Here is a 15,897-nt window from a genome sequence, read left to right as displayed (position 1 = left end):
GTACCTGTTCGAGGAACTGTACGGTGAATAGTCTTTGCAAACTGCTTGGCCAGCGCCTGGCGCTGGGCCTGCTGTCGCTGCTGGCGGTGGCGGTGATCATCTTCCTGGCCGTCGGCATGCTGCCGGGCGATGTCGCCCAGGCCATGCTCGGCCAGGCCGCCACTCCGGAAACCGTGGCGGCGCTGCGGGCCCAGCTGGGGCTGGACATGCCGGCGCTCAACCGCTTCGGCCACTGGGCCTGGCAACTGCTGCACGGTGACCTGGGGGTGTCGCTGGCCAACCAGCGGCCGATCGCCGAACTGATCGGCGCACGCCTGGGCAACACCTTCAGCCTGGCCTTGCTGGCGGCGCTGGTGTCGGTACCGGTGGCGCTGGTGCTGGGCATGCTCGCGGCGCTGTACCGCAACAGCTGGTTCGACCGCCTGCTCAACACCAGCGCCCTGAGCGCGGTGTCGTTCCCGGAGTTCTTCGTCGCCTACATCCTGATCCTGGTGTTCGCGGTGAAGCTCAACTGGCTGCCGAGCATCTCCAACCTGGCACCGGGGGCGAGCCTGGGCGAGGTGCTGGAGCGCTCGCTGCTGCCGGTGCTGACCCTGAGCCTGGTGGTGATCGCGCAGATGATGCGCATGACCCGCGCCGCCCTGATCAACCTCCTGGCCAGCCCCTACATCGAAATGGCCCGGCTCAAGGGCATCAGCCAGGCGCGGATCATCTTCCACCATGCCTTGCCCAATGCCCTGGCGCCGATCATCAACGTGGTGGCGCTGAACCTGGCCTACCTGGTGGTCGGGGTGGTGGTGGTCGAGGTGGTGTTCGTCTACCCGGGGCTCGGCCAATTGCTGGTGGACTCGGTGGCCAAGCGCGACATCCCGGTGGTGCAGGCCTGCAGCCTGATCTTCGCCGCCACCTACATCCTGCTCAATACCACGGCCGATGTGCTGTCGATTGCCAGCAATCCACGCCTGATGCATCCGAAGGGGTAGTCCATGAGCCTGATCAAACACCTGCTGCGTGCGCCCCTGAGCGCCCAGTTCGGCCTGCTGGTGATTCTTTTGTATGTGCTGGTGGCGCTGTTCGCGCCGCTGCTGGCGCCCTTCGGCGAAACCCAGGTGGTGGGCGAGGGCTTCGCGCCCTGGGGCGGCGAGTTCCTGCTGGGCACCGACAACCTCGGCCGCGACATGTTCAGCCGCCTGGTCTTTGGTGCCCGCAACACCCTGGGCATCGCCTTCCTGACCACCACCCTGGCCTTTGCCCTGGGCGGTTTCTGCGGCCTGGTGGCGGCGATCAAGGGCGGCTGGATCGACCAGGGCCTGTCGCGGGTGGTGGACATCCTCATGGCCATCCCGCAACTGATCTTCGCCTTGCTGATCCTCAGCGTAGTCGGCACCACCGCCACCTCGCTGGTGCTGGTGATCGCGCTGCTCGACGCCACCCGGGTGTTCCGCCTGGCGCGAGCGGTGGCGATGACCGTGGTGGTCCAGGACTTCGTCGAGGCCGCGCGCCTGCGCGGGGAAGGGCTGTGGTGGCTGGTCAGCCGTGAAGTGCTGCCCAATGCCGCGGCACCCTTGATCGCCGAATTCGGCCTGCGTTTCTGCTTTGTCTTCCTGTTCATCAGCGCGCTGTCGTTCCTCGGCCTGGGCATCCAGCCGCCTACCGCCGACTGGGGCAGCATGGTCCGCGACAACGCCGTGCTGATCACCTTCGGCGACATCAGCCCGCTGCTGCCAGCGCTGGCGGTGGCGCTGATCACCGTCAGCGTCAACTTTGTCGTGGACTGGGTGCTGCATCAATCCAGCGGTCTGAAGGAGTGCTGAACATGACTGTTGCTGAACAACCGCTGCTTCAAATCCGCGACCTGCGTATCGAAGGGCATTACGAAGACGCCTGGCATCCGCTGATCAAGGGTATCGACCTGACCCTGCAGCGCGGCGAAGTGCTGGGGCTGATCGGCGAGTCGGGCGCGGGCAAGTCGACCCTGGGCCTGGCGTCCATGGGCTATGTGCGCAATGGCTGCCGGATCACCGGCGGCTCGGTGATCTTTGACGGCATGCAACTGGTCGGCGCCAGCAGCGAAGCCTTGCGCAAGCTGCGCGGCCTGCGCATCGCCTACGTGGCGCAAAGCGCTGCTGCTTCGTTCAACCCGGCCCACCGGCTGATCGACCAGCACGTCGAAACCGCGGTGAAGAACGGCGGCATCGACCGCGCCCAGGCCGAAGCCGAGGCGGTGGAGCTGTACCGGATTCTGCGCCTGCCCAACCCCGAGCAGATCGGCCAGCGCTATCCGCACCAGGTCTCGGGCGGGCAGTTGCAGCGGGTGATGACCGCCATGGCCATGGCTTGCCACCCGGACCTGATCATCTTCGACGAACCGACCACGGCGCTGGACGTCACCACCCAGATCGAAGTGCTGGCGGCGATCCGCGATGCGGTGAAGACCTACGGCAGTGCGGCCTTGTACATCAGCCATGACCTGGCGGTGGTGGCGCAGATGGCCGACCGCATCATGGTGCTGCGCCACGGCAAGCTGGTGGAGGAGGCCGACACCCGCACCATGCTCGATGCGCCGCAGCAGGACTACACCAAGTCGCTGTGGGCGGTACGCAGCTTCCGCACCGAGCCCAAGGCCTGTGTGCCAGAGCACAAACCCTTGCTGGAAGTGCGCAAGGCCAGCGCCAGCTACGGCCACCAGCCGGTACTGCATGACGTTTCGCTCAAGCTGCACCGGGGCCAGACCCTGGCGGTGATCGGCGAGTCCGGTAGCGGCAAGAGCACCACGGCGCGCCTGATTACCGGCTTGCTGCCGCCCAGCGCAGGGCAAGTGCTGTACGACGGCGAGGTGTTGCCGAAGGATTTTCGCCAGCGCAGCAAGGAGCAGTTGCGGCGCATCCAGATGATCTACCAGATCCCCGACACCGCCCTGAACCCGCGCCAGCGCATCGTCGACATCATCGGCCGGCCGCTGACCTTCTACCTGGGCCTCAAGGGCCAGGCCATGCGCAAGCGGGTCGCCGAACTGCTGGAGATGATCGAGCTCGATCCTGCCAAGTACATGGAGCGCCAGCCGCGCGAGCTGTCCGGCGGGCAGAAGCAGCGCATCTGCATCGCCCGGGCGCTGGCCGCCGAGCCGCAACTGATCATCTGCGACGAAGTCACCTCGGCCCTCGACCAACTGGTGGCCGAGGGCGTGCTCAAGCTGCTCAACCGCATCCAGCAACAACTGGGCGTGGCCTACCTGTTCATCACCCACGACGTGGCTACGGTACGCGCCATCGCCGATGAAGTACTGGTAATGCAGCGCGGGCGGGTGGTCGACCACGGCAGCCGCGACGCCATCTTCACCCCGCCGCACCGCGACTACACCGGCCTGCTGCTGTCTTCGGAGCCGGAAATGGACCCTGACTGGCTGGACCGTCTGCTGGCCAAACGTGCCGTGCCTGGCACCCTGCAACCTGTTTAAGGAAGTTGTTCATGAACGTACTGATCGTCCACGCTCATCCCGAGCCGCAATCCTTCACCGCCGCCCTGCGTGACCAGGCCGTCGAGACCTTCACCGCCCAGGGGCACCAGGTGCAGGTCAGCGACCTGTATGCGATGAACTGGAACCCGGTGGCCAGTGCCGACGACTTCGTCACCCGCGAGAACCCCGACTACCTGGTGTATGCCCTGGAGCAGCGCCTGGGGGTGAAGAGCCAGTCGATCGCCGCCGACATCCAGCAAGAGCTGGACAAACTGCTGTGGGCCGATCTTGTGGTGCTGAACTTCCCGATCTTCTGGTTCTCGGCCCCGGCCATGCTCAAGGGCTGGATCGACCGGGTGCTGGTGTCCGGCGTGTGCTATGGCGGCAAGCGCTTCTACGACCAGGGCGGGCTGGTGGGCAAGAAGGCCCTGGTGACCGTGACCCTGGGCGGGCGCGAGCACATGTTCGGCGAGGGCGCGATCCACGGGCCACTGGAGGACATGCTGCGGCCGATCCTGCGCGGCACCCTGGCCTATGTCGGCTTCGAGGTACTGGAGCCGTTCGTGGCCTGGCATGTGCCGTACATCAGCGATGAAGCGCGCAAGGACTTCCTGCAGGCCTACCGCCAGCGCCTGGAACACCTGTCGGATGACCAGCCGCTGACGTTCCCGCGCCTGTCGCAGTTCGACGAGGCACTGTACCCGCTGGCCTGACCTGACTGTCCCTGGTGGGTGGGAGCGGGCTTGCCCCGCGATGCGGCGGTGCGGCCCATCGCGGGGCAAGCCCGCTCCCACAGGTCGAAATCCTCGACAAACCACCACCTACCCATTCGGGTTATGGTCCGCCCAACCGAATCCCCTGATAGTTACCCCATCGGCTCACCCCGGAGCGATCACACGATGGAGTTGCTATGCGCAAGGCACTGAAGGTGATGGGTACGCTGTTGCTGCTATCCACCGCCACGGCCGCATCGGCCAGCGAGACGGACACCGGCAACACGCTCAGGCTGTACAACTGGACCGACTACATCGGTGAGACCACCCTGGCCGATTTCGAGAAGGCCACCGGCATCAAGGTGATCTACGACACCTTCGACGGCTACGAGACGGTGCAGACCAAACTGCTGACCGGCCGCTCCGGCTACGACCTGGTCATGCTCAATGCCTCCCTGGTACCGCCGCTGATCAAGGCCGGGGTGTTCCAGCCGCTGGACAAGCAGCAACTGCCCAGCTGGCACAACCTCGATGCCCAGGTGGTCGCCAACCTGCAAGGCTACGACCCGGGACTGAAGTACTCGGCGCCCTACACCTGGGGCAGCTCCGGGGTGACCTACAACGTCGACAAGATCAAGGCACGCATGCCCGATGCGCCCATCGGCTCGCTGGCCATGCTGTTCGACCCGAAGATCGTCGCGCGCTTCGCCGATTGCGGCGTGACCCTGATGGACGCGCCCACCGAAGTCATCCCCCTGGCCCTCAAGTACCTGGGCAAGGACCCGCGCAGCGCATCGCCGGCTGACTTGAAGGCAGCCGAAAAGCTGCTGCTGGACATCCGCCCGTACATCCGCAAGTTCGACTCGGTGAACTACCTCACCAGCCTGCCCAACGGCGATGTGTGCATGGCCCTGACCTGGTCCGGCGACTACGCCACCGCCCAGGCCCGCGCCGTCGAGGCGAAGAAGGACATCAACCTGGCGTTCTTCATCCCCGACGAAGGCTCGCTGATCTGGTTCGACAACCTCTACCTGCCCAAGGACGCCCCGCACGCGGCCAACGCCCACCGTTTCATCGAATTCCTGCTGCAGCCGCAGACCATGGCCAAGGTGACCAACTACATCCACTACGCCAACAGCAACGCGGCGGCCACCGCACTGGTGGAGCGCGAGATCCGTGACGACCCGGCGATCTACCCCGATGACGCCACCCGCGGGCGTCTGTTCGCCCAGAAGACCCAGGAGCCGAAGGACATGCGCGCCATTACCCGGGTCTGGAGCACGGTCAAGACCGGTTTTTGAACCCTTTCGATCCCCCTCGCCAAGGAACTGCCCATGGCTACGCCAAGCAAAGCATTCGTCACCCCCATCGCCCATGATCCGCTGGTGGCGGCCGACAAGGCCCACTACATGCACGGCTACCACATGTTCGACGAGCACCACGAACAGGGTGCGCTGAACATCGTCGCCGGGGAGGGCGCCTATATCCGCGACACCGAGGGCAACCGCTTCCTCGATGCCGTCGGCGGCATGTGGTGCACCAACATCGGCCTGGGCCGCGAGGAAATGGCCCTGGCGATTGCCGACCAGGTGCGCCAGCTGGCGTATTCCAACCCGTTTTCGGACATGGCCAATACCGTGGCCATCCAGTTGTGCGAAAAGCTCGCGCAGCTGGCCCCGGGCGACCTGGACCACGTGTTCCTGACCACCGGTGGCTCCACTGCGGTCGATACCGCCTACCGGCTGATCCAGTACTACCAGAACTGCCGCGGCAAGCCCCACAAGAAGCACATCATTGCCCGCTACAACGCCTACCACGGCTCCACCACCCTGACCATGTCGATCGGCAACAAGGCCGCCGACCGGGTGCCGGAGTTCGACTACGGCCATGACCTGATCCACCACATCTCCAACCCCAACCCGTACCGGGCCCCGGATGACATGGACGAAGCCGAATTCCTCGACTTCCTGGTGGCCGAGTTCGAGGACAAGATCCTGTCCCTGGGCGCCGACAATGTCGCCGCCTTCTTCGCCGAGCCGATCATGGGCTCGGGCGGGGTGATCATTCCGCCCAGGGGTTACTTCCAGCGCATGTGGGCGCTGTGCCAGACCTACGACATCCTGTTCGTGGCCGATGAAGTGGTGACCTCGTTCGGCCGCCTGGGCACCTTCTTCGCCAGCGAAGAACTGTTCGGCGTGCAGCCGGACATCATCACCACGGCCAAGGGCCTGACCTCGGCCTACCTGCCACTGGGGGCGTGCATTTTCTCCGAGCGCATCTGGAAGGTGATCGCCGAGCCGGGCAAGGGCCGCTGCTTTACCCATGGTTTTACCTACAGCGGCCACCCCGTGTGCTGCACCGCGGCGCTGAAGAACATCGAGATCATCGAGCGGGAAAACCTGCTGGCCCATGTCCAGGATGTCGGTGGCTACCTGGAGCAGCGCCTGCACAGCCTGCGCGAGCTGCCGCTGGTGGGCGACGTGCGCTGCATGAAGCTGATGGCCTGCGTCGAGTTCGTGGCCGACAAGGCCAGCAAGGCACTGTTCGCCGATGCGATCAACATCGGCGAGCGCATCCACCGCCGGGCCCAGGCCAGGGGCCTGCTGGTGCGGCCGATCATGCACCTGAACGTGATGTCGCCGCCCTTGATCATCACCCATGCCCAGGTGGACGAGATCGTCGAGACCTTGCGGGTGTGCATTCTGGAGACGGCCGAGGAGCTGCGCCGGGAAGGGGTGTATGCGGGTGGCTGACCATCGCGGGGCAAGCCCGCTCCCACAGGGGCCTGTGGGAGCGGGCTTGCCCCGCGATCGATCACAGATGCAGGCTCATCCCCGTCCCGTTAGACTGCGGGGCATGAGCCAACTCACCCTCGACACCCCCGTCACCCTGTCCTTTGCCGCCCTGCAGCAATGGCACGCGGCGTTGCAGCACGCCTTCGCCCACAGCGAAAGCCAGGATGCCCTCGCGCACCTGGCGGCCGCCATCGGCCAGCTGGTGGCGGTGGAGTCGATGATGATCAGCCTCGAACGCCAGGGCCAGGCCCCGCAACTGCTGTACCAGCAGGGCATTCCCGAGCAGCACCGCGATGCCATCCTCAACCGCTACTTCGCCGCCGGTTACCTGCTCGATCCGTTCTGCCTGGCGGTGGACAGCGGCCTTGCCCAGGGCTTCTATCACCTTGAGGACATCGCCCCGGACCACTTCTTCGACAGCGACTACTACAAGACCTACTACCTGGGCACCGGCTGCAGCGAAGACAGCTACTTCATTGCCGATGTCGGTGACGGGCACAAGCTCTCCCTGAGCCTGTTCCAGGGCTGCAGCGGCACGCGCCTGAGTGTCGAGCAGGTGCATCTGCTGCGCGCGGTGGAGCCGATGATCCGCGAGCTGCTGGTGCGTTTTGCCCGCCATGGACTGGCGCCGGCCAGTGCCGCGCGCGGCAGCATCCAGGCCGCTTTCGACAGTTTCGGCTGCCAGTTGCTGACCGACCGCGAGCGCGAGGTGGCGCACATGATCCTGCGCGGCCACTCGGCCAAGTCCACGGCCAGCGAACTGGGCATCTCCCCGGAAACCGTGCGCATGCACCGCAAGAACCTCTATCTCAAGCTTGAGATCAACTCCCAGTCCGAGCTGTTCGCCCGCTTCATCGACTGGTTGCGCCAGGGCTGAACCGCGCGTCCGGCAACGGGAACCCTGGCGTGGCGGCGCGGACAATAGGGTATGGACCCTTGTTGGAGGACTGGCCATGAACAGTCATCGCAAAAGCGTTCTCAGCGGTCTGGCCCTGGCGTTGGCCATGCTCTGCGTGGCACCGCTCGCTGCCGCGGCGCAATCGTCTTACCAGGAACCCATCGACCCTGCCGGCGTGCAGTTGCAGCCCCAGGAACAGAACGGCATCCCTTACCTCAAAGGCGGTATCGGCCTCGATGAGTCCCGAGCCATGCAGCAAACCCGTGGCTACAACCTGGAGATCACCCTGTCGTCGGGGGCCGACAACAAGTACCAGAGCGGCGCCGAAGTGCGCGTCGAGTCCGCGACCGGGCAACCGGTGCTGACCTTGCAGGATGTCGGCCCGATGCTGTTCGCCAAGCTGCCCAACGGTCACTACCAGGTGCTGGCCAGCCTCAATGGCGAGCAACAACGCCAGAGCGTGGTGATCAACGGCGCCACGCCGGTGAAGGTCAACCTGCACTGGCGTGAATGACCCGGACATGGACGTTCAAGCGGCGCTCAAGGCCTTGCATGGCGACGGCTTCGTGCGGTTGCCGGCAGCCCTTGCGCCGCAGCAGGTCGCGCAACTGCAAGGCGCCATCGACCGGCTAAAACCCGTGCACTGGGATTACAACGGCCTGGTCGAACACTACAAGTGCGTGTTCAATCGCGACCCTCTGTGGCTCACCTACCTGGACCTGCCCGGCATCATCGAGCTGGCCGAAGCGGCGCTGGGCGAGGATTGCCATATCATCGGCCAGACCGCCTGGCGCAGCCATCCGGGTGCCCAGGGCATGCCGTTGCACCTGGATTACCTGGCCATGCAACTGCCGGCGCAGCTGTTGGCCGACCCGGCTTTCGAGCTGCCCATGCAGATCTGCACCGTGCAGTTCTACCTCGACGACATCGATGCCGAGCTGTGCCCGACCCGGGTCCTGCCAGGCAGCCACCGGGCAGGGCGCAGGCCTGCTGCCGGTGAGCAGTCGTGGCAAGGGCAGGGGACGCAGACCATTCTGTGCCGCGCAGGCGATGCGCTGATGTTTCGCAGCGAGCTGTGGCATGGCGGCAGCGACAACAGCACGCTCGACCGCTGCCGCTCGATGTTGCAGGTGCATTACGGCCGGCGCATGGTTGCGCAGAAGTTCTCACCCTACCTGCACTGGCAATTCAACCCGGCCGTGCTCGCCCAGGCCACGCCGCGACAACGGCGTTTGCTGGGTGAACACGAGGAGGCCGAGTACGACTGAGCCTCAGTCGTGAACCCGGATCGCCAGCACGTTGCACAGCGATTGTTCGAGCACATGCTCGGTGACGCTGCCGGTCAGGCGTTCGAGCAACTTGCGCGGGTGGTTGCCCATCACCAGCACGTCGGCGCGGCTGTGGGCAACGAATTCGGCAATGCTGCGGGTGATCGGCGCCGAAAGAAAATGCTGGCGGTCCAGCGGCACGGCGTGGCGCTCGGCCAGGTGCCCGAACGCCTTGTGGATCGACTTGCGCACATCGCTGCCAAAGCCCGGCATGGTCACCGTACCGGCGCCAAAGTCGGCCATGTGGGTGTGGGTGCTGTCGCACACATGCAGCAGGTGCAGTTCGGCGTTGCACTGGCGGGCCAGGTCGCTGGCGGTCTGGATCACCGCTTCATTGAGGTCGCTGTAGGGGTGTTCGGGGTGTACGGGGTCGACGGCGGCCACCACGATGCGTGGCAGCGGGCAGTGCACGTCGGTGACCAGATGCACCGCGCACGGGCTCTGACGCAGCAGTTGCCAGTCCAGCGGGGTGACCAGCAGGCGCTTGAGCGCCGGCTCATGCTGCACATCCTTGATCACCAGGTCCGGTTCGATCTCATTGATCTGGGTCAGCGCCGCCTGCAGCAGGTCGCGGGTCAGCATCACCTCGGTGTGCACCCGGATACCGTTTTCATGCATCAGGGTAGCTTCATCGGCCAGCCATTGGCGGTTGTCGCTGACGCGGCTCTTGAGCAGGTTTTCATCGCCGCTCATCAGCCCCAGGGTGTCGACCTCTTCGATGAACGCGCAGATGTGCAGGGTGGCCCCCGTGGCGTGGGCCAGGGCGGCGGCGCGTTCCAGCGCCGGCGTGTGGCGCAGGTCGGCGCCAAGCATCAGCAGAAGGCGTTGGTACTGGCTCATGGGGCACCTCCGGTCGTGTTGCGTTGCCAGCCCCCGCGATTCAGTTTAGCCCATGGCTCACAGGCGCCCCGGGGCAACGGCCAGGGCGATCTGACAAGCGGTCGCCGCTGGTCTAGGCTGCGCTACAGGTGAGGGCTGGACGGTCGCGAGGAGCAGGGCATGGGCAGGGTGGGAATGGTTGGCTGGCTGTTGATGGTCTGCCTGATGCTGGGCGGGCAGGCCAATGCCGAGGAGACGGTGGCGGCCACGGCCACGCCGGTGGAATTGAAGGTCGCCAACCGCAGCATCATGCTGTTTCGGGCCACGGTACTGGGGGAAACGCCCGAGCACCGGGTCAAGCGTGCCAGGGTGGTGATCGACGAAACCCTGGAGGAAAGCCAGGACCTGGAGGTGCACATCGACCCGATCCAGAGCAGTTACCTGGTGCTGCTGGGCGATAAACGCGCGTTCATCGTTGCGCCCCACGATGTCGATCCGCTGACCCAGTCCTCGGTCCTCGACGCCGCCCAGCAGGCTGCCGCCAACCTGCGCCTGGCCGTGGCCGAAACCCGCGAAGCGCGCAACCTGCGCATGCTCATGCACTCACTGGTGGCGGTGGCCATCGCCACCGGCCTGTACCTGGCCCTGCTCTGGGTCATCGCCTTTATCCGCCGCAAGCTGCAGGCCAGCCTGCCGACCCTGATGCGCCGGCATGCCCGGGCCCTGACGGTCGGGCAGACACCGGTGATCGAGGCCAACTTCTTCTATACCTTGATCCGCCGTGTGCTGGAAACCCTGCGCTGGCTGCTGATCGCCTTGCTCAGCTATGAATGGCTGGGCTTCGTGCTGTCGCGCTTCCCCTACACCCGCCCCTGGGGCGAGCAGCTCAATCAATACCTGTACGAACTGGCCCGCTACCTGCTCGACGGCATCATCGGGGCGATCCCGGGCCTGGTCGTGGCCCTGGTGATCTTCTTCATCGCCCGCGGCGCGGTGGCGTTCAGCAAGCGTCTGTTGCGGCGCCTGGCGGTACCCGGGACGCTGAGCTGGCTGAATCAGGAAACCCTGCAGCCCACTACACGGCTGACCGCCCTGGCGATCTGGCTGTTCGCCCTGGCCATGGCCTATCCCTACCTGCCAGGGGCCGGTACCGAAGCCTTCAAGGGCTTGTCGGTGCTGATCGGCCTGATGATTTCCCTGGGCGCCACCAGTGTGGTCGGCCAGGCGGCGGCCGGCCTGATCCTGACCTACACCCGCACCTTGCGGCCGGGCGAGTTCGTGCGCATCGGCGATTACGAGGGCACGGTCACCGAGCTTGGCATGTTCACCACACGCATCCGCACCGGCCTTGGCGAGGTGCTGACCCTGCCCAATTCGATGATTACCGGCAGCGTGACCAAGAACTACTCAAGGATCGTGGAGGGTGAGGGCTATGTGGTGGATACCACGGTGACCATCGGCTACGACACGCCGTGGCGGCAGGTGGAGGCGATGTTGCTGGAGGCGGCGCAGCGCACCAACGGCATCCTGGGACAGCCGCGGCCGCAGGTGTTCCAGACTGCGCTGTCGGACTTCTATCCCGAGTATCGTCTGGTGGCCCAGGCCATTCCCAGCCAGCCGCGGCCCCGGGCGGTGCTGCTCAGCGAGCTGCACGCACATATCCAGGATGTGTTCAATGAATATGGCGTGCAGATCATGTCGCCGCATTACCTGGGCGACCCGCAGCAGCCCAAGTCGGTGCCCAGGGAGCAGTGGTACAGCGCCCCGGCACAGCCCCCGAAGCAGGAGCCGTGAGGGCGCAGGCACTCAGCCGCGGCGGTCGAGCCAGACGGTCTGGGCGTTGCAGAACTCGCGCACGCCGAAGTGCGACAGTTCGCGGCCAAAACCGCTCTTCTTGACGCCGCCGAAGGTGACGCGCGGGTCACTGGCGCAGACGCCGTTGATGAACACGCCGCCGGTGTCCAGCTCCTCGGTGAGCTGGGCGGCCAGCTCCAGGTCCTGGGTGTAGATCGTCGAAGCCAGGCCGAACTCACTGTCGTTGGCCAGTTCCAGGGCGTGGCGGGCGTCGCGGGCGGTGATGATCGAGGCCACCGGGCCGAACAGCTCCTGGCGGAACGAGGTCATCTGGTCGGTGACATCGGCCAGCACGGTCGGCTCGTAGAAGTTGCCCACGCCATCGGCCTTGCGTCCGCCCAGCAGCAGGGTGGCGCCTTCGGCCAGGGTCGCCTGGACCTGCTCATCCAGCTCGTCGCGCAGGTCGAAGCGGGCCATCGGGCCCAGGTAGGTCTGCTCGGACAGCGGGTCGCCCATGACCAGCTGGCGGGTGGCTTCGACGAACTTCTCGGTAAAGGCCTCGACCACGCCTTGCTCGACGATCAGGCGCTTGGCCGCGGCGCAGACCTGACCGGTGTTGGCGTAGCGGCCGATCACGGCAGCCCGGACCGCTTCGTCGAGGTTGGCGTCATTGAGGACGATGAACGGATCGGAACCGCCCAGCTCCAGCACGCATTTTTTCAGGGCGGCACCGGCCTGGGCACCGATGGCCATGCCGGCGCGCACGCTGCCGGTCAGGGTCACGGCGGCGATGCGCGGGTCCTTGATGGCCTGGGACACACCGTCCGGGGTGACGTTGATGACTTCGAACACACCCTCGGGCAGGCCGGCCTGCTTGATCACATCGAGCAGCAGGTAGGCGCTGCCCATCACGTTCGGGGCGTGCTTGAGCACGTAGGTGTTGCCGGCGATCAGCGCCGGCACGGCGCCGCGCAGTACCTGCCAGACCGGGAAGTTCCATGGCATCACCGCCAGGATCGGGCCCAGCGGGCGGTATTCGATGCGCGCCGTGCCGTTGTCCACCAGGGTCGATTCGGCCGTGAGCATGCCAGGGCCCTGGGCGGCGTACCATTCGCACAGCTGCGCGCACTTTTCCACTTCGCCACGGGCCTGGACCAGGGGCTTGCCCATTTCCAGGGTGATCATCCGTGCCATGGCCTGGGCGTTGTCACGGATGGCGCTGGCCAGGGCCAGGATCTGCGCGGCACGCTCGCTGACCGGGGTACGGCGCCACTGGGCGAAACCGGCGGTTGCCCGTGCCAGGGCCGCATCCAGGTCGGCCTCGGACGCGTAGGGGTAGTGACCAATGGCTTCGCCGGTGGCGGGATTGGTCGAGACGGCATGGGTGTGGCTGGAAAACGCGGTCATGGCACTGTCCTGCAAAAAGGAGGGAACACGGCCAGCGTAGAGGGCTATCAGCTTTGTGGAAACTGAATAATAATGAGCCTTTCATTCACGATCGGAGAATGACGTGGACCTGGTACAGCTGGAAATCTTCAAGGCCGTGGCCGAGCACGGCAGCATCAGCGTCGCCGCCCAGCACATCCACCGGGTGCCGTCGAACCTGACCACGCGTATCAAGCAGCTGGAAACCGACCTCGGCGTGGAGTTGTTCATCCGCGAAAAAAGCCGCCTGCGCCTGTCGCCGGCCGGCTGGAACTTCCTCGACTATACCCGGCGCATCCTTGCCCTGGTGGAGGAGGCGCGCCTGACGGTTGCCGGCGAAGAGCCACAGGGGCCTTTTGCCCTGGGTTCGCTGGAAAGCACCGCGGCGGTGCGCATCCCGGCCTTGCTGGCGGCCTATAACCAGCAGTACAGCAAGGTCGAGCTGGACCTTTCCACCGGGCCGTCCGGCTCGATGATCGAAGGGGTGCTGGCCGGGCGCCTGGTGGCGGCCTTTGTCGACGGTCCGGTGCTGCACCCGACCCTGGACGGAGTGCCGGTGTTCGAGGAGGAGATGGTGCTGATCGCGCCGCTCAACCATGCCCCGATCAGCCGCGCCCGGGATGTCAACGGCGAGAACATCTACGCCTTTCGCTCCAACTGCTCCTACCGCCATCATTTCGAGCGCTGGTTCAGCACCGATGCGGCGGTGCCGGGCAAGATCTACGAAATGGAGTCCTACCACGGCATGCTCGCCTGCGTCAGCGCCGGCGCAGGCCTGGCGCTGATGCCGCGCAGCATGCTGCAGAGCATGCCGGGGTGCGCCACGGTCAGCGTCTGGCCGTTGTCCGAGGACTTTCGCTACCTGCACACCTGGCTGGTGTGGCGGCGTGGCACGGTGTCCCAGAGCCTGTCGAGTTTCGTGCAGTTGCTGCAAGCGCGCCGCGAGGCTGGCGAGGGTGCAACGGCTGGATAAAACTCGCCGAACGCTGGCATAGATTAGCTAGAATCAATCCAAAGCATCCCCCCGTGTACTAATTGGAGTAGACATGCTGGATTACTTTGCTTTGGGTTTGTTGGTCTTTGTCGGGTTGGTGCTGTTCTACGGCATCATCGTGCTGCACGACATCCCTTATGAAATTGCCGTTCACCGCAACCATCCGCACCAGGATGCCATCCACGCCACCGGCTGGGTGAGCCTGTTCACCCTGCATGCGCTGTGGCCGTTCCTGTGGATCTGGGCGATGTTGTACCGCGAGGACCGTGGCTGGGGCATTGGCGGCGGTCTGTCGAAAACACCGCTTTCGGACCTTGAACGCCAGGTGCAGGAGCTGCAGCAGCGGGTGGCGCAACTGGAAGCGGAGCACGCCAGGTCCGGCGCTGACCGGAAGGGTTCTGGGGAAGGGGTCTGACACATGGATCTGTTGCTGGTTCTTACGTATGCCGCGATCTGCGTGGGCATTTTCAAGCTGTTTCGCATTCCCCTGAACAAATGGACGGTGCCTACGGCTGTACTGGGTGGCGTGGTCATCGTCGGCGCGTTGATCTTCACCATGAACTACAACCACCCATACTCGGAGGTGGCACGTTCCTACTTCGTCTCGACCCCGGTGATCCCGGTGGTGACCGGTCGGGTGGTCGAGGTACCGGTACAGGGCAATACGCCGCTTAAAGAGGGTGATGTGCTGTTTCGCATCGACCCTGCGCCCTTCGAATACAAGCTCAGGTCGCTCAAGGCCCAGCAAGTGGCGGCGCAGGGCGACCTGTACCGGATCAACGAACTGGTCAAGCGCAACTTCGGCACCCGCCGCGAGCAGGAATCGGCCCTGGCCAGGGTTGACGACTTGGCGGCCCAGATCGACAACGCCGAATTCGAACTGAGGAGCACCGTGATACGTGCGCCGAGCAATGGTTTCGTCACTCACGTGTCGCTGCGGCCGGGGATGATGGCGAGCAGACTGCCGCTGCGCCCCTCGATGGTGTTCGTACCCAACGAAGGCCAGTATTTTGCCGCCTGGATGCGCCAGAACAGCCTGCTGCGCCTGGTGCCGGGAGACGAGGCGGAAGTGGCGTTCGACGGCATCCCCGGGCGGGTGTTCAAGGGTCGGGTGAAGAATGTCATCGCGGTGATCGGCGAGGGCCAGGTACAGCCTTCGGGCACCCTGATCAGCTACTCCGGTTCACCACCACCGGGGCGGGTCCCGGTGATCATCGAAATCACCGACCCGGACTTTGCCCAGTACAGCATGCAGATGCCTGGCGGTGCCTATGGCCAGGCGGCGGTGTACAGCCAGCACTTCCACCACATCGCGACCATGCGCAAGATCCTTTTGCGCATGGCGGCGTGGATGAACTACATCTTCCCGTTCCATTGATAGGTGGTGGGATGGCGACTGCTGCGCAGTCGATCGCAGGCTTCGCCAGCTCCTACAGTTGTCATGTGGTTACAGGGTATCTGTGGGAGCTGCCGCCAGGCTGCGATCGACCGCGAAGCGGTCGTAGAACCTGACGACACGATGCATCAGGCCCACCTGGCGACTGCTGCGCAGTCGATCGCAGGCTTCGCCAGCTCCTACAGTTGTCATGCGATTGTAAGGGTATCTGTGGGAGCTGCCGCCAGGCTGCGATCGACCGCGAAGCGGTCGTAGAACCTGACGACACGATGCATCAG

General features: G+C 65.2%; 15 protein-coding genes. 13 read left to right on the top strand and 2 right to left on the bottom strand.

What is annotated here, in order from left to right; all coding sequences use genetic code 11:
* Positions 1-23: 23 nt before the first annotated feature.
* From M2D63_RS16940 to M2D63_RS16900, 9 genes are all read left to right on the top strand, one after another.
* Positions 24-983, top strand: a complete 960-nt coding sequence (locus M2D63_RS16940; protein ID WP_285864098.1) for an ABC transporter permease — start codon at positions 24-26, stop codon at positions 981-983.
* Positions 984-986: 3 nt separating this feature from the next.
* Positions 987-1,814 carry an ABC transporter permease gene (locus M2D63_RS16935; RefSeq protein ID WP_285864097.1) on the top strand — a complete coding sequence of 276 codons (828 nt, stop codon included), beginning with the start codon at positions 987-989 and terminating at the stop codon, positions 1,812-1,814.
* Positions 1,815-1,816: 2 nt separating this feature from the next.
* On the top strand, positions 1,817-3,457 hold the full coding sequence (locus tag M2D63_RS16930; RefSeq protein WP_285864096.1) for an ABC transporter ATP-binding protein: 1,641 nt from the start codon (positions 1,817-1,819) through the stop codon (positions 3,455-3,457).
* A gap of 11 nt (positions 3,458-3,468) precedes the next feature.
* Positions 3,469-4,170, top strand: coding sequence for an NAD(P)H-dependent oxidoreductase (locus M2D63_RS16925; RefSeq protein ID WP_285864095.1), 702 nt, complete (start codon positions 3,469-3,471; stop codon positions 4,168-4,170).
* A 197-nt stretch (positions 4,171-4,367) separates the two neighbouring features.
* Positions 4,368-5,471: a polyamine ABC transporter substrate-binding protein gene (locus tag M2D63_RS16920; protein WP_285864094.1), complete on the top strand. Its 1,104-nt coding sequence runs from the start codon at positions 4,368-4,370 to the stop codon at positions 5,469-5,471.
* Positions 5,472-5,504: 33 nt separating this feature from the next.
* The gene (locus M2D63_RS16915; protein WP_285864093.1) at positions 5,505-6,923 is read left to right on the top strand and encodes an aminotransferase; all 1,419 of its coding nucleotides are present in this window, start codon (positions 5,505-5,507) and stop codon (positions 6,921-6,923) included.
* 103 nt (positions 6,924-7,026) lie between these two features.
* A complete protein-coding gene (locus tag M2D63_RS16910; protein ID WP_285864092.1) occupies positions 7,027-7,842 on the top strand; it encodes a helix-turn-helix transcriptional regulator in 816 nt (271 codons plus the stop codon).
* A gap of 76 nt (positions 7,843-7,918) precedes the next feature.
* Positions 7,919-8,377 (top strand): carboxypeptidase regulatory-like domain-containing protein, encoded by a 459-nt coding sequence (locus tag M2D63_RS16905; protein WP_285864091.1) that lies wholly within the window; start codon positions 7,919-7,921, stop codon positions 8,375-8,377.
* A gap of 7 nt (positions 8,378-8,384) precedes the next feature.
* Entirely contained in the window at positions 8,385-9,131 is a 747-nt protein-coding gene (locus M2D63_RS16900) for a phytanoyl-CoA dioxygenase family protein (protein ID WP_285864090.1), read from the top strand.
* 3 nt (positions 9,132-9,134) lie between these two features.
* On the opposite strand, the gene M2D63_RS16895 is transcribed toward M2D63_RS16900, so the two are convergent.
* Positions 9,135-10,031, bottom strand: coding sequence for a universal stress protein (locus M2D63_RS16895; RefSeq protein ID WP_285864089.1), 897 nt, complete (start codon positions 10,029-10,031; stop codon positions 9,135-9,137).
* Positions 10,032-10,235: 204 nt separating this feature from the next.
* On the opposite strand from M2D63_RS16895, the gene M2D63_RS16890 reads away from it, so the two are divergent.
* A complete protein-coding gene (locus M2D63_RS16890; protein WP_285864148.1) occupies positions 10,236-11,804 on the top strand; it encodes a mechanosensitive ion channel family protein in 1,569 nt (522 codons plus the stop codon).
* A gap of 12 nt (positions 11,805-11,816) precedes the next feature.
* Here M2D63_RS16890 and M2D63_RS16885 read toward each other — a convergent pair whose 3' ends face one another.
* Positions 11,817-13,211, bottom strand: a complete 1,395-nt coding sequence (locus tag M2D63_RS16885) for an aldehyde dehydrogenase family protein (protein WP_285864088.1) — start codon at positions 13,209-13,211, stop codon at positions 11,817-11,819.
* A gap of 103 nt (positions 13,212-13,314) precedes the next feature.
* Between M2D63_RS16885 and M2D63_RS16880 the strand changes: the two genes are divergently transcribed.
* The 3 genes from M2D63_RS16880 (at position 13,315) to M2D63_RS16870 (ending at position 15,601) form a co-directional block, all read left to right on the top strand.
* Positions 13,315-14,202, top strand: coding sequence for a putrescine utilization regulator PtrR (locus M2D63_RS16880; protein ID WP_285864087.1), 888 nt, complete (start codon positions 13,315-13,317; stop codon positions 14,200-14,202).
* Between the two features lie 73 nt (positions 14,203-14,275).
* Positions 14,276-14,638 (top strand): DUF3302 domain-containing protein, encoded by a 363-nt coding sequence (locus M2D63_RS16875; protein ID WP_285864086.1) that lies wholly within the window; start codon positions 14,276-14,278, stop codon positions 14,636-14,638.
* A gap of 3 nt (positions 14,639-14,641) precedes the next feature.
* The gene (locus tag M2D63_RS16870; protein WP_285864085.1) at positions 14,642-15,601 is read left to right on the top strand and encodes an HlyD family secretion protein; all 960 of its coding nucleotides are present in this window, start codon (positions 14,642-14,644) and stop codon (positions 15,599-15,601) included.
* The last annotated feature ends 296 nt before the right edge of the window (positions 15,602-15,897 follow it).

The sequence above is a fragment of the Pseudomonas sp. BJa5 genome (assembly GCF_030272875.2).
Classification (GTDB): domain Bacteria; phylum Pseudomonadota; class Gammaproteobacteria; order Pseudomonadales; family Pseudomonadaceae; genus Aquipseudomonas.
Note: the sequence above shows the minus strand (reverse complement) of the source record. Positions and strands in the feature narration are given on the sequence as shown.

Bases quoted from the DNA above. Each gene is read 5' to 3' on its own strand.
- M2D63_RS16935 (WP_285864097.1), top strand. From the start codon at position 987: ATGAGCCTGATCAAACACCTGCTGCGTGCGCCCCTGAGCGCCCAGTTC.
- M2D63_RS16930 (WP_285864096.1), top strand. From the start codon at position 1,817: ATGACTGTTGCTGAACAACCGCTGCTTCAAATCCGCGACCTGCGTATC.
- M2D63_RS16925 (WP_285864095.1), top strand. From the start codon at position 3,469: ATGAACGTACTGATCGTCCACGCTCATCCCGAGCCGCAATCCTTCACC.
- M2D63_RS16920 (WP_285864094.1), top strand. From the start codon at position 4,368: ATGCGCAAGGCACTGAAGGTGATGGGTACGCTGTTGCTGCTATCCACC.
- M2D63_RS16915 (WP_285864093.1), top strand. From the start codon at position 5,505: ATGGCTACGCCAAGCAAAGCATTCGTCACCCCCATCGCCCATGATCCG.
- M2D63_RS16910 (WP_285864092.1), top strand. From the start codon at position 7,027: ATGAGCCAACTCACCCTCGACACCCCCGTCACCCTGTCCTTTGCCGCC.
- M2D63_RS16905 (WP_285864091.1), top strand. From the start codon at position 7,919: ATGAACAGTCATCGCAAAAGCGTTCTCAGCGGTCTGGCCCTGGCGTTG.
- M2D63_RS16900 (WP_285864090.1), top strand. From the start codon at position 8,385: ATGGACGTTCAAGCGGCGCTCAAGGCCTTGCATGGCGACGGCTTCGTG.
- M2D63_RS16895 (WP_285864089.1), bottom strand. From the start codon at position 10,031: ATGAGCCAGTACCAACGCCTTCTGCTGATGCTTGGCGCCGACCTGCGC.
- M2D63_RS16890 (WP_285864148.1), top strand. From the start codon at position 10,236: ATGCTGGGCGGGCAGGCCAATGCCGAGGAGACGGTGGCGGCCACGGCC.
- M2D63_RS16885 (WP_285864088.1), bottom strand. From the start codon at position 13,211: ATGACCGCGTTTTCCAGCCACACCCATGCCGTCTCGACCAATCCCGCC.
- M2D63_RS16875 (WP_285864086.1), top strand. From the start codon at position 14,276: ATGCTGGATTACTTTGCTTTGGGTTTGTTGGTCTTTGTCGGGTTGGTG.
- M2D63_RS16870 (WP_285864085.1), top strand. From the start codon at position 14,642: ATGGATCTGTTGCTGGTTCTTACGTATGCCGCGATCTGCGTGGGCATT.